Raw genomic sequence first — 12,780 nt, 5'->3', positions numbered from 1 at the left:
AATATTCTCGCAGGCTCCTCTGGAATCTACATCATGCTCCGTGTTTGACTGACGGAGCGCCGAGCGATTCATAAACAGGAACATCGTGATCTCCGATCTGCTATCGATCTGCCGGGTTCATCGTGTTTGCTCCAGAACAGGGTAGTCGATATAGCCTTGGGGGCCGTCGGAAAAGAACGTGTCGCGTTCCGGCGCATTGAGCGGCGCGTCGGCGGTTGCGCAGCGTATGGCGTCCGATGCGCATGGTTTCGTCGAGAGGGTTCATGTCGATTCCTCGAAAGGTTCAAGTTTGTCGAACCGGGATGACGCGACCCTGCGCGATCAGATCGCGGCCAATGCGGCGGATCTCGGCCTCGCCCTGCGCGAGCGCGTCCGTGCTCGTGTGCACTGAGTAGTTACCGAGAACCAGTGGATGGCGGTGCTTGATAGCGGAGCCGATGACGAACGACGTCGCGCCCTCGGCATGTAGCTCAATGGGTGCCCCGTCGGATTCCTCGAACACGGCGAGTTCCCCGGCCTCGATCGGCTCGGATGCGTTCAGGCGGCCCTTGTCGATCGCCAGCCACGCGACGTTGTGTCCGGCAGGCGGCACGTATCGCCACGTATCCCCAGCGTTCAGTTCGACATGGAAATAGTTGATGCCTTGGGGCGCACGGATATCGCTCGCCGCAGATCCATAGCGGCCGAGGATGACGCGAACCGGCCCATCCCGCTGGACCTGGGCCGGCGAGATGTATTGGCTTTCCGGCGGCGAATTCTCCAGCGAGGGCGGAAGGGCGACCCAGAGTTGAAAGAGGCGTACGGTTTCGCCTGGCAATATGTTTCCGTCGTGCCAGACACCATTGCCGGCCTTCATCCATTCGAGGCCACCGGCTGGAAGTTCGCCATTCTTGCCGGTCGTGTCGCTATAGGAGATCCCGCCACTCAGCACGGTTGTGAGCGTTGCGATGCCCGAGTGCGGGTGCATCCCGAACATCGGCTTGCCGGTCGGCACGACCACGGCGTGATCAAGGAACACAAAAGGCTTGATCAACTCCCCGATATCGGAGGGACTGGCCAGGCGAGTAATGCCGCCGTGCGCACGGCCACCAGTGCGAAAAGAGATCCGGCGCGGCGCCAGCATTGTTTCAGGAATCGGGTTGAGTACGGCTGTGTCGATGTTCATGGCTCCACCTCAAGAAAGCGCGATACACGTAAGGTAAGAGCCTGCACTCCATCTTGAAAGCCTATATTTTTAGATCGTATATATCGAGTGGAGCGATGGATATGCTCGACGGCGTTACACTGGACCAGCTTAGGACCTTCATCGCGGCGGTCGATGAAGGCAGCTTCTCAGCAGCCGGGCGAAAGCTCCGGCGCGCGCAATCGGTGGTCAGCCAGACCCTCGCGAATCTCGAGGCACAGCTCGGGGTGAAGCTGTTCGATCGCACTGCCCGTTACCCGCAGCTCACCGACGCAGGCAAGAGCTTGCTGCTCGACGCCCGTTCCGTGGCCGACACGATTGATGGCTTCAAGGCGCGAGCGCGCGCGATGCGAGAAGGTCTGGAACCCGAGCTCTCCGTCGCGATGGACGTGATGTACCCAATGGACAGCTTGACGAGCGCGGCGGCTCAGGCCAAGAAGGATTACCCGTACACGCCGCTGCGGCTCTATGTCGAGGCGCTGGGTGGCGTGATGAAGCTGGTGCTGGATCGGATTTGCACCATAGGCGTGATTGGCACTCTGCCAATCGTGACGGACGAACTGCAGGTCGAATCCTTGCGCGAGCTTGAACTCGTTACGGTCGTCAGCCCCTCTCATCCGTTCGCAAATTTCCGAGGCCTTATTTCCGCTGCCGCAATCAAGAAGCACGTGCAACTCGTACTCAGCGACCGAACCGCGTTGTCTCAGGGACGCGAATTCGGTGTACTGTCCGCCTCGACATGGAGGCTCGCGGATCTGGGGGCCAAGTATGCCTTTCTGAAGGCGGGCCTGGGCTGGGGGCATATGCCCCTGCACATGGTCAAGGCGGATCTCGAAAGTGGCACCTTGGTGACGATTCGCATTGAAGGTATGCCGCGCGATACGGTGATGCCGATGAAGGTTGTTTACCGCAAGGACGCGCCGCCAGGGCCGGCGGCGCGCGCCTTCATCGCACAGTTGGGGAAGTAGGCTACTTGCTGCGATTTTTGGGGTATTTTTGGGGTTATCGTCCGATTCGTAGCCGACACGCTGGCGCAAAACTCAAGCGTCACCGAACTCCGCCTGGGCCGGTGACGCACGCATCGAGATTGACCTACGACGCGAGCAGTGCCTGCACCTGTACCGGTGCTCCCGGCTTGCCTGAAACTTGCGGCGCAATCACGAGGTAGCGGTGCCTGTCGCCAGCAGTGCCCACGCCGGGCGTGACCAACTGGCGGATCTGGCCGAGCGCATTCACAATCGCAGAACCCGCTGGATTGGTCATGAAGTTCGCCAGCGCTTCTATGTTGCCGGTGCCGTCAGAGTTGTCTGCGAGGCCCAGCACATACGGTTGCTTTGGCTGCAGGCCAGTGACGGCCGCCTGAAGGACCTGCACGAGACCCTGGTCGAACAATGCGACAGTCGTGGGTGCGCTAGCGACGTCCGCCGACTTGCCCGAGCCCACGGGAACGAGGACCAGGTGCGTACTCTGCCCGGCGAGACCGAGCGGCTGCGTATTTTGCGTGCCGTCTCCTTCCGGGACCGCATTCGGTACATAGGTGACAGCCTGCGGCGCCTGGCCGATGGGTACGGTCGCGATTACCCTGTTCGTCAGCGTATCGATGGCGGTCATCGCGTCGGCATTTTCAAGGCCGACGTAGATACGGCTGCCGTCACCGGACGGCCATAGCCCATGCGGCAGGTTGCCGACGGAAATCGTCGAAACCTGCGAGAAGTCGTCGGTTCGGAACACCTTGACCTGGTTCAGGCCTCCGACGGTCACATAGGCGAACGTACCGTTAGCGTTATGCACGATGTTCACATGGTTCGTAATCGGGCCCGTGTCGAGTGTCCTGATCAGCCCGAATGGCGGCCGCGCGTCGAACACCTGGGTTTTGCCCACATCCTTGAGCGTAAACCATATCTGCTTGCCGTCCGGGGTCGCAGCGATGTCCGGGCAGAAGGGGCTTGCCTGCTTCACCGTGCCGACAATCTTGTGGTCAGCAACCGAGATGACCTTCGTTTCGGGGTTGAACGATGAACACACGTAGCCATACTTCCCGTCTGGCGAGAAGATCTGCATGCCTGGGCCGGCCGGCACGGTGATCCGGGATTTTTCTTCAAACGTTGTACCGTCAAGCACGGCCACATAGTTTTCGCCGCGCACAGTCACCCAAACCTCCTTGCCGTCAGGCGTAAAGAAAGCTTCGTGAGGCGAGCGCCCAACGTATGTGACGTGCTTGACGGCATTCGTCTGCGTATCGATGAAGGAGACCGAGTTCGAGCCGATGGACACCACAGCAATTGTGCGGTGATCGGGCGAATACCCCATGCCGTGCACGAGCAACTGGCCTTTGTACAACGGACTGAAGTTGCCTGGCGACGGGTCTCCCAGACGAATCACCCCGACCACCCTGTTGTCCGCCGGATCGATAACGGAGACGGTGTTCGAGAATTGCTCGGCGGCATAGACGCGGTCATGGTGGCTGACCGGAATATCTGGTTCGGATGACGAACCAGGGGCCTGTCCAGCCCATGCGAACTGGGCTGCGGCCAGTGCTGCAATGGTCAGCGCCAAAGTGAGAAGGGACGTGTGTTTCATTGCGGCTCCTTTTGCGTGTGGCTCAGCATGTTCATCTGCATGCTGTGGTGGGACATCGCGTGTGCGTCCCCCGCGGATGAGGAAGCAGGCTCTTGCTGGTCTGGTGCGGGTGTCGACGGCGGCAGGGGCTGACCAAGCGCGAGGTGCATCGCAACGATCTCCTGTTGTTGCTCGACGACGATTTCCTGCGCGATGCGACGCAATTGCTCGTTGCGTCCATAGCGCAATTCGGCCTGTGCCATGTCAATGGCGCCCTGGTGGTGAGGTACCATCATCGCGACGAAATCCCGGTCAACATCGCCCGTCGGCCTGATAGACATGTCGGCCATCATCTTCGTCATCGCGGCGTCATTCTCTTGAAGAAACGGCGCTTCGTCTGAGCTTGCGGCCTGCGGTGCAGCGGCGAACGACGGGGGTATTCCAACTCCAGACATGGCAAGCGCGACGGCTGCGCTCAATACCACTGGGACAGACAGACGGATCGAGACTGGCATAAGGGTGTCCCTCCTTTTTCGTGTTGGCACATGCTTCAATGGAGTGAACCCAACGGGCGCCGACTTATTCCGAACGTCGAGAACTAATTTTGTTGTTCAGCGCTGTGATTGTTGGAAGGCAGAAAAGGCCCTGTAGCGGAAATTGCCCGGCGCCGTCTGTGAAAAGCTCTCCGACTGCATGGTCAAGCGTCGCTTCCGCGGCGCCGCAGCACGTTTTTGCAGATTTTCCTAAAATGGCTAGCGAGAGCGGTGAGAATCTGCCGCGCTCAAGGAGGTCATCATGGAACTTCACATGCATTCGCACCATTTTGCGCGCCGCATGCCGGACTGGCGCGCAGCGGTGATCGGCGGCTGCGTCGCAGGCGCCGTGTTCCTCGTGCTCGAGATCCTCGCGATGTGGGCGATCGGGCAGAGCCCATGGGGGCCGCCACGGATGATCGCGGCGATCGTCCTTGGCCGCGATGCGCTGGCACAGCCTGCGACGTTCGCCGCCGGTGTCATGCTGGCGGCGCTGATCGTCCACTTCGTGCTAGCGATCGTTTTCGCCGTCATTCTCGCAGTGATCATGGCGCCGTTCAGCCTCGATTCAAGCGTCGGAATGGCGTCGCTCGCCGGCGGGCTGTTCGGCGTGGCAGTGTACCTGGTCAATTTCTACGGCATGACCGCGTTTTTCCCGTGGTTCGCGGAGGCCCGCGGGTGGGTGAGCTTCATCTGCCATATCGTGTTCGGGCTGGTCGCGGCCGATATGTATCTGCGCCTCGAGAGGAAGGAGGCAGAGGCGGGTGGAACGGGTGCGGCGACGGGCTGATGCCTTCCCGCTAGTTAGTCGGCTAGTTAAAACGGCCGCAGATCGTTAGCGTCAATTCGCGCGGCTGTGGCCGTCTTCTTGTGAACGAGCGTCTCGGGCTCATCGCCTGAACAGCCAGATCAGGATCGACAAAAGTCGTCCGGCGGCATGAGCGCCACGACGTTCTCAATTCCGTGCCGTGCCATCTTGGTGTAAGGGCAAAAGCGTTCGGTGTTGCGCACCAGTTCCTCGGCGACGGCACGCTCGACACCGGGCAAGCGGATGCGGGTATGCGCGGTCAAGATGAACAGGCCGTCCATCGGGTCGCGGCCGAAATCGACCGTGACTTCGACCGAAGCGCCGGGGATCGGAATACCCGCCCGTGCCGCAAGCAGACTCAGCGCGCCATGAAAGCAGGCGGCGTAGCCCGCCGCGAACAGTTGCTCCGGATTGGTGCCGCCGCCAGGCCCGCCCAGCGCCTTCGGCATTCGCAAGTCGACTGCGAGCTGGCCGTCATCGGAACGCGCGATGCCCGACGCGCGGCCGTGATCCGCGTCTCCGCCCGTCACGGTGACAGTAGTCGAGTACAGCGTTTGCTTATCTTGCCCGTGATACTTGTCGAGCAGCGTCAGCGGCGGTGGACGCAATGTGGTCATGGCGCGCCTCGTCGGTGACTCTCGCTTATCTCGCGACTTGTGTCTGAGCGAACCACGCGTCGAAATGCACCGTGCCGAGGCGCGGATTGGCGCCCGGGACGAGCGTGTCGTCCCGCAACTCGGCACCGAAGTAAAGGGCGGTTGCATCCTCGACGGCCTTGCGCGAATCGTGAGTCGCCGAGAGGAAGCGCTGCACCATGTCGGCGAGCCGCACCCGTTCCGGACCCGCGATCTCCACGACGCCGTTGCGCGGTGTGCCGACAGCGAAGTCGGCGACAGCGGCCGCCACGTCGTCCGATGCAATCGGCTGGAAGAATGCAGGCGACAGCCGTATGGTCTGGCCGTCACTACCCGATTGCACGATGCTGCCAAGAAACTCGAAGAACTGGGTCGAATGGACGATCGTGTACGGCACACCCGATTCGCGGATCAGCTTCTCCTGAGCGATCTTGCCGCGGAAATAGCCGCTTTGCGCAAGACGGTCCGTGCCGACGACGGAGAGCGCGACGTGATGCTGTACGCCCGCGGCAATCTCCGCAGCAAACAGATTCCGGCCGGACGTCTCGAAGAACTCGAGCACCGCGGCATCTTCGAACGAGGGTGAGTTGGCCAGATCGACTACGACATTCGCGCCCGTCAATGCCTCGTTCAGGCCTTCGCCAGTCATTGTGTTCACGCCCGATGCGGGCGACGCCGCAACGACGGTATGACCGCGCGCGCGCAGGTCCTTGACGACTTTACTGCCGATGAGTCCTGTGCCACCAATCACGACAATCTTCATGATCTTTCTCCATGAGCCTGTGCCCAGCGATCAAACTGCTGCCAATTTTTCGACTCCGGCTTTGCATCGCCTTGCGGATGGGTTTGCCGGTGCTTTGCCGGACTGGCTGCGATTCGCGTGCCGTCCGTACAGGAAGCATCGTAGGCGTGTATTGCGTCATGCGGTAGGGCCGCAGAGGGACGCACCGTGTTGCGTGAGGAGCATCAATCAACGCATCGTCGTTCAGGTGCCGTCACTCGACTGTCGATAACGTCGTCATCGTCGTCACGCACTGCAGGTCGAGCGCTCTTGTGTGCTCGGTCATATAGTCGATGAACACACGGATTCGGGCAGGAAGATGCTTGCGGCTGAGATAGCAGAGGTAATGGCCGCCGTCGTCGGCTGCATGCTGCCCGAGACAACTGATCAACTCCCCTTTGCCAAGCAGATCGCACACCTGATAAGCCGGCAACTGCGCGATGCCCAGCCCGTCGAGCACCGCCTGCAGGATCAGATCCGCGTCGTTGAACGTGTGCAGCGCGACGGGCTGGCGCCGCTGCGCAAGACCGTCGACCTTGAATTCCCATTCCCTGACGCGGCCCGACGCCGTCCGGACGTTGATGCAGCGATGACCCGCCAGTTCGTCGACATGGCGCGGCAAGCCGTGAATCCGTGCATAGGCGGGCGATGCGCAGACGAGCATCTGCATCGGAATCAGCTGCCGCGCCACGATCCCGCTGTCTTCCATGCGTCCATCGCGAAACGATACGTCGATGCGATCGGCTGCGAAGTCGGCGGGGCGATCGTTCAGCAGCAATTCCAGTGCGATCTCCGGATATTGCGTGTGAAAGCCTCGCAGCAGCGGCGCGACGATCTTGCGGCCGAAGCCGGGCGTCGAGCCGATGCGCAGATGGCCGCGAGCTGGCCCGTTGCGCAGCTCCCGCATGTCTTCCAGCGCCTGGGCGATGCGCTCTATGCCCGGCTGACAGTTCTCGTAGAAAAGTTCGCCTTCGCGCGTCAGCGACGTGCTTCGCGTCGTGCGCAGGAAGAGACGTGCGTCGAGCTGGGCCTCGAGTTTCTGCACGTTGCGGCTAACCGAGGATCGGCCGATGCCGAGGCGATCGCCCGCGCGGGCAAAGCTGCCTTCATTGGCGACGGCCAGAAAAGAAACGACGCCGGCGTAACTGGTCGCAAAGCTGCTTGCGAACGGATCGTCGGTGCCGGCGACGGGGCGGCGTGATGGGTAAGCTGGCATGGCAGCGCGAGTTGTGGAGTCCATACGCGACTAGACGTATCAGCGCTGCCGTTTGTGACATCGTCCGCCGTTTTTTTTGGAGCGAAAGCGTGGGCGTGCGCTCGGGCTTACTTCTCCGGCACGAGAACGGGCGCGCCCTTGTCCTTCAGCAGCAGCACGATGAACTTTGCCGGTTGGGTCTGGCTTGCGTTGCGTCCGACGGTATGAATATCGTTCGGGCCTTCATAGAAGGTCTGTCCGGGCGTCAGCGTGACTTCCTTGCCGCCCTTGACCTGCATCACGATCGATCCTTCCAGCACGTAGATGAACCCGTGCGCATGATGCCGATGGACAGGATCGACGGCACCCGGCGGGTACTCGACGGTGATCATCAAGGCTTCCTTGCCCGGATAGTCGTCGAGCGGCTTCGTCATCAACGGCGTGACGATTGCCGCGGGCGTCGCGGCGCGGGCCTCGCCCATCAATGTGCATACGACGACGGCTATGGCCAGTGCAGTGTATTTCAAGCGAAACATGGTGGTGTGTTCCCCAAATGACGCGGCCCGCACGCGCGGGCCGAAGACAAAGAAGGACAGCAGAACTCGCCGTTCAGGCCAGGTTTGCCTTGTCGAGACCCAATGCCTTGTCGGACGAACCCGGCACGGTCTTGAACGCGATATTCGCGCGGTTCCATCCGTTGATGGCCATCACTTCGAACGTCAGGTCCGACAGTTCCTTGTCGGAGAACTGGGTACGCACGCGCTCGTAGAGATCGTCGGGCACGCCGTGTTCGGGAAGCTTCGTCAGCACTTCCGTCCACGCGAGCGCGGCGCGTTCGCGCGGCGCGAAGAGCGTCGACTCGCGCCACGTCGCGAGATGATGGATGCGCAGTTCCCGCTCGCCGTGGATGCGCGCTTCCTTCACGTGCATGTCGAGGCAGAATCCGCAACCATTGATCTGCGATGCCCGGATCGACACTAGGTCACGGATCGATTCTTCGATTGCGCTGTCCTTCAGCAGATTGCTGAGTTCGAGGAACTTCTTGAACAGCTCCGGCGATTGCTGAACGTAGTTGATACGCTGCGTCATGATCTCTCCTTGCGACGATGAGTGAACACCCGCGCTTCGCGGGTGCCGTTAGCGGCAATGAGCCGCACGAAGTCATCGTAGGTGGACGCGGCGTGTCGCGGTAGGCATGCGAACGGGCTCACGGTGTTGCCCGCGCGGCACCAATCGACGACATGCGCCGCGCATGCGCGCCGGAGAGATATCAGCGTTCAACCGTTGGCGCATGCCGCCGCGATGCGCGCCAGCTTGTCGGGGTTGCGCTGCACGTGGATGCGAACGATGCGCTCGCCGTCCGTTTCGATCGACTGCGCCGATTCGAGCTTGCCTTCGATAAAGCGCAGCAGTGCCCACTGACCATTGAGCACCACGAGCTTGACGCTGAGTTCGCTGCCGTAACGCAGCGACGACGCGTAGAAAAGCTGCGCGATGCGCCGGCCGCCCACCATCGGCTTCGGGAAGCTCGGGACTTTTCCGCCGCCGTCGCCGATCAGCATCGCGTCTTCGGCCAGCAATACGTTGATCGCAGGGAAGTCGCCGCGCTCCAGCGCCTGCGCGAAGGTCCGCAGCAGGCGAAGATGCGTCTCGCGCGGCACCGCATAACGCGGGCGTTCGTCGCGTAGTTGCGCTTTTGCGCGGCTGACCAGTTGCCGGCACGCCGCCTCCGTTTTGCCGATGGCATCGGCGACTTCGCTGTAGTCCGCGTCGAAGACCTCGCGTAGCAGGAAGGCTGCCCGCGCTTCCGGCGTCAGCCGCTCGAGCAGTATCAGAAATGCCACGGAGACGTCGTCTGCACGCTCCGTGACCTCCTCCGGTGTAGCCGGTGAGTCGGTCATCTGCGGCTCGGGCAACCAGATGCCCGTGTAGTGTTCGCGCTGAATCTTCGCGGCGCGCAGACGGTCGATGGACATCCGTGTCGTGACCGCGACGAGCCACGCTTCCGCGTTATCGATGCTCTCGCGGGCCGCCGCATGCCAACGCAGCCAGACGTCCTGCACAATATCTTCGGCTTCGGCCACGGACCCCAGCATTCGATAGGCAATCTTCTGCAATCGGGGGCGGAGCCCGTTAAAGGCATGCGCGTTGTCGTCCATGAACAGACTTCCTCTTGCGTTTGGCACAAGCGCCGCCCCGAACAGCGTGCTGGCAGTGGCATATTGCCACGGATGGGACAACGCTTGAGACGCTCGGCATTGTCCTTTTGATCTACAGAAATCGGAGCCCTTGCAGTTCCACTGGTCAAGGCGATAGATGGGCATTCACGCTCAATGAGTGAGCTTCACGGTCGAAATTCCTGATCGAACGTATTGAAACACATGCTGAATAGTAGCCGCGTAGAGAGCGAAGGCGGCACTCGATGTGCAGAAGCACTGGCGCGGATCTATAACTGTATTGCGGCCCGAAGACAACGTGCTGCCTGCTCGCCGGCCCCGACGTCGGCAATTCAACCTTGGAGGTTTAGCGAATACAGCCTGATGAATCCATGCTTTGTCGGTTCGAATCTCGATTAGCTAAGTATTGGAGGTAATCATGGAGTTCGAATACCGCGGCTGGGTCATTGACGCAACCCCGGATTTCTCGCTTGGTCAGTTCTTTGCGCACGCGCGACTGATCCGCGCGTCACCTGACGATGACACGGACACTGAAATGCACATCGAGCGCAATCTTGCCTGGTTCGAAAATCAGGACGAGGCGATCCAGATTGCGCGGCAATGGGCGATTCAGTGGATCGACGCGCGCGAAGGTAACATCGCCAGCCCAGATACTGATTCATCTATACAGGCCAAGACCCTGGTCAAGTAAAAGTCCGGATACATCACCCTGGTGACTGGCCTTGTGGCTATTCTGCAACGCCTGCGGCCGCGATTAACCTAGGCCCGCCCCACGGTAGATGCGGCAATGCGACCTCTCGCATATATTCAGACGAGATACCTGATTGCTTCAGAGACGCGGATGTGTACGATGGAACCAACGTCAGCGCCCCTTGCGCGACGTGTGTGTTTCGGGCCGCAGCAATGTCTGCGGCTTTTTTTACATGCGGAAACTCTTCAGCGCTTACGCGAGCTATCCGGCGTCGCTAACTTCGACGGCACAAACAGCCTGCGCAGACTTACCGAAGGGAAAACGGCGGCCTCGGGTGTCGCCGACCATCGATATGGGCTTTTGCGTATTCAACCGCAAACCGGCATGCCGCGCTCTCGGATGCGAAGTATCCAAGAATGCCCAATGCTTCGCGTTTGCCGTTCCGGTGCGTGACTATCGCTGTTGCTGCGTAGCCAGGCATCGAAATTGAGGCTAGAGGCATGATCGTCGATGTCTTGTACTCCACGGAATCAGCGTGCATGGCATGTCGCTCCTTGTGGTAGCTCGGCGCGTCGACTGTGGCGCCTCGAGTTTTCCATCCTAGAACAATTGCGTCGCGATCGAAAGGTGCAGGGCCGAACTGGCCACAAGGGTCGGTTGACGCGGCCGTGATCAGGCCGCCCCAAGCCGCTGTCACGGGTACGCCCGGTCGAGAGAAGACGCCTCGAATCGGAAGCATCCAGTAACGAACTGTTTTCAGCGCGCGAGCGCATCGTCCACTACCCGTTGCCCAGCGCTATACCCCGCCATGAGTGCCTCGGCCTGCGTCGCGAACGGTTGCTCGGAGGGCGCCGCGAGGCGTAGTGGCGCAACCACGGGGCGAGTAGCGCCCACGGCGCCCACGGTTCTGATTTGTACGACAGCTATGAAACCCCGCGGGGGCAATAGCGTAACGCTCCCTGCAGTCTCCCACACCGGTTCAAGCTCCACGGTGACCTCAAAGCCCTTGTATCCGTAGATTCTTTTCATTGATGACCTTGCCTGCCTGCACCAACCGGCTCCGAAACTGTGAATACCCCTGACAGTAAAGTGTACATCTCCCTGACAGCATGGCGGCGAAGGGCATCGTCGAATACCTTCGGTCGCGAAAGTCCAGCCGGCGACTGACCAGAATGCGCTAGCTGTTGTTGCACATACAATTCGTACGTTTCGTTCTGGCAGCTGACGCGAAGTTTGGTGGAGAGCGGACGTTCCTGTGTCTACGCCACGCCCGCCCCGCGCCCTGCGTGCGCCAACGCCAGCGCCAACCTCGCCCCCACTTCGGCATTGTGTTTCACGAGCGCGATGTTTGTCGCCAGGCTGCGTCCACTTGTCAGTGCCTTGATGCGAGCCAGCAGGAAGGGTGTCACGGCCTTACCGGCGATTCCTTGCGCCGTGGCCTCGGCGAGCGCCTGCTGAGTCAGCGCGTCGATCTCGTCGAACCTCATCGCTGCCGCTTCCGGCACCGGCGTGCTCAACACCACGCCGCCCACGAGGCCCAGGTCCCACTTGGTGCGGATGAAGCGTGCCTGCGCTGCCGCGTCGTCCAGCCTGAAGTCCGCGCGAAAGCCGCTGTCGCGCGTGTAAAACGCAGCGAAATTGTCCTGCTCGCAACTGAGCACCGGCACGCCGTGCGTTTCCAGGTATTCCAACGTGAGCCCGATGTCCAGGATGGACTTCGCACCGGCACAGACCACCGCCACCGAGGTCTTCGCCAGTTCCTGCAGGTCGGCCGAAATGTCGAAGGTTTCCGGCGCGCCCCGGTGCACGCCGCCAATGCCGCCGGTAACGAAGACCTCGATGCCGGCCAGGGCGGCACATATCATCGTGCCGGCCACTGTCGTGGCGCCGAGCCCGCCGCCGGCCAGCACTGCCGGCAAGTCGCGGCGGCTGACCTTGTGTACCTGGTCCGAGCGGCCGAGCAGTTCCAGCTCGTCGTCCGAAAGGCCGATGCGGATGCGCCCGCCGATCAGTGCGATGGTCGCGGGCTCGGCGCCCAGGTCACGGATCAAGGCTTCCACTTCGCGCGCAGTGCGAACGTTCTCCGGATAGGGCATGCCGTGAGCGATGATGGTCGATTCCAGCGCCACGAGCGGGCGGCCAGCGGCCTGTGCCGCGGCCACAGGTGCGCTGCAGGTCAACCAGGAGTGTGCAAGGTCCGCAACCATGTCGATGTTTT

The 12,780-nt window shown here is 61.4% G+C and carries 14 protein-coding genes; 3 read left to right on the top strand and 11 right to left on the bottom strand.

What is annotated here, in order from left to right:
- Positions 1-283 precede the first annotated feature (283 nt).
- Positions 284-1,165: a pirin family protein gene (locus WN982_RS33795; protein WP_341316358.1), complete on the bottom strand. Its 882-nt coding sequence runs from the start codon at positions 1,163-1,165 to the stop codon at positions 284-286.
- 101 nt (positions 1,166-1,266) lie between these two features.
- Here WN982_RS33795 and WN982_RS33790 point away from each other — a divergent pair, with 101 nt between their 5' ends.
- Positions 1,267-2,151, top strand: coding sequence for a LysR family transcriptional regulator (locus WN982_RS33790; RefSeq protein ID WP_341319505.1), 885 nt, complete (start codon positions 1,267-1,269; stop codon positions 2,149-2,151).
- Positions 2,152-2,275: 124 nt separating this feature from the next.
- Here WN982_RS33790 and WN982_RS33785 read toward each other — a convergent pair whose 3' ends face one another.
- Together WN982_RS33785 and WN982_RS33780 are read right to left on the bottom strand one after the other, a co-directional pair.
- Positions 2,276-3,763: a YncE family protein gene (locus tag WN982_RS33785; protein WP_341316357.1), complete on the bottom strand. Its 1,488-nt coding sequence runs from the start codon at positions 3,761-3,763 to the stop codon at positions 2,276-2,278.
- Positions 3,760-4,257: a DUF305 domain-containing protein gene (locus WN982_RS33780; protein ID WP_341316356.1), complete on the bottom strand. Its 498-nt coding sequence runs from the start codon at positions 4,255-4,257 to the stop codon at positions 3,760-3,762. The genes WN982_RS33785 and WN982_RS33780 overlap by 4 nt, the downstream gene beginning before the upstream one ends.
- Positions 4,258-4,537: 280 nt before the next feature.
- On the opposite strand from WN982_RS33780, the gene WN982_RS33775 reads away from it, so the two are divergent.
- A complete protein-coding gene (locus tag WN982_RS33775; protein ID WP_341316355.1) occupies positions 4,538-5,065 on the top strand; it encodes a hypothetical protein in 528 nt (175 codons plus the stop codon).
- A 119-nt stretch (positions 5,066-5,184) separates the two neighbouring features.
- On the opposite strand, the gene WN982_RS33770 is transcribed toward WN982_RS33775, so the two are convergent.
- From WN982_RS33770 to WN982_RS33745, 6 genes are all read right to left on the bottom strand, one after another.
- Positions 5,185-5,700, bottom strand: coding sequence for an Ohr family peroxiredoxin (locus WN982_RS33770; RefSeq protein ID WP_341316354.1), 516 nt, complete (start codon positions 5,698-5,700; stop codon positions 5,185-5,187).
- Positions 5,701-5,725: 25 nt separating this feature from the next.
- On the bottom strand, positions 5,726-6,481 hold the full coding sequence (locus tag WN982_RS33765) for an SDR family oxidoreductase (protein WP_341316353.1): 756 nt from the start codon (positions 6,479-6,481) through the stop codon (positions 5,726-5,728).
- Positions 6,482-6,713: 232 nt separating this feature from the next.
- Positions 6,714-7,715, bottom strand: a complete 1,002-nt coding sequence (locus tag WN982_RS33760; RefSeq protein ID WP_341316352.1) for a LysR substrate-binding domain-containing protein — start codon at positions 7,713-7,715, stop codon at positions 6,714-6,716.
- A gap of 107 nt (positions 7,716-7,822) precedes the next feature.
- Positions 7,823-8,230: a cupin domain-containing protein gene (locus WN982_RS33755; protein WP_341316351.1), complete on the bottom strand. Its 408-nt coding sequence runs from the start codon at positions 8,228-8,230 to the stop codon at positions 7,823-7,825.
- A gap of 73 nt (positions 8,231-8,303) precedes the next feature.
- Positions 8,304-8,783, bottom strand: a complete 480-nt coding sequence (locus tag WN982_RS33750) for a carboxymuconolactone decarboxylase family protein (RefSeq protein ID WP_341316350.1) — start codon at positions 8,781-8,783, stop codon at positions 8,304-8,306.
- A gap of 188 nt (positions 8,784-8,971) precedes the next feature.
- Positions 8,972-9,853 (bottom strand): RNA polymerase sigma-70 factor, encoded by an 882-nt coding sequence (locus WN982_RS33745; protein WP_341316349.1) that lies wholly within the window; start codon positions 9,851-9,853, stop codon positions 8,972-8,974.
- Positions 9,854-10,289: 436 nt separating this feature from the next.
- Here WN982_RS33745 and WN982_RS33740 point away from each other — a divergent pair, with 436 nt between their 5' ends.
- Positions 10,290-10,562, top strand: a complete 273-nt coding sequence (locus tag WN982_RS33740; RefSeq protein WP_341316348.1) for a hypothetical protein — start codon at positions 10,290-10,292, stop codon at positions 10,560-10,562.
- A gap of 756 nt (positions 10,563-11,318) precedes the next feature.
- On the opposite strand, the gene WN982_RS33735 is transcribed toward WN982_RS33740, so the two are convergent.
- Positions 11,319-11,591 (bottom strand): hypothetical protein, encoded by a 273-nt coding sequence (locus WN982_RS33735; protein WP_341316347.1) that lies wholly within the window; start codon positions 11,589-11,591, stop codon positions 11,319-11,321.
- Between the two features lie 230 nt (positions 11,592-11,821).
- A complete protein-coding gene (locus tag WN982_RS33730; protein ID WP_341316346.1) occupies positions 11,822-12,769 on the bottom strand; it encodes a pseudouridine-5'-phosphate glycosidase in 948 nt (315 codons plus the stop codon).
- Between the last annotated feature and the right edge of the window lie 11 nt (positions 12,770-12,780).

Source organism: Paraburkholderia sp. IMGN_8, assembly GCF_038050405.1.
In the GTDB taxonomy this organism is placed as follows: domain Bacteria; phylum Pseudomonadota; class Gammaproteobacteria; order Burkholderiales; family Burkholderiaceae; genus Paraburkholderia.
Note: the sequence above shows the minus strand (reverse complement) of the source record. Positions and strands in the feature narration are given on the sequence as shown.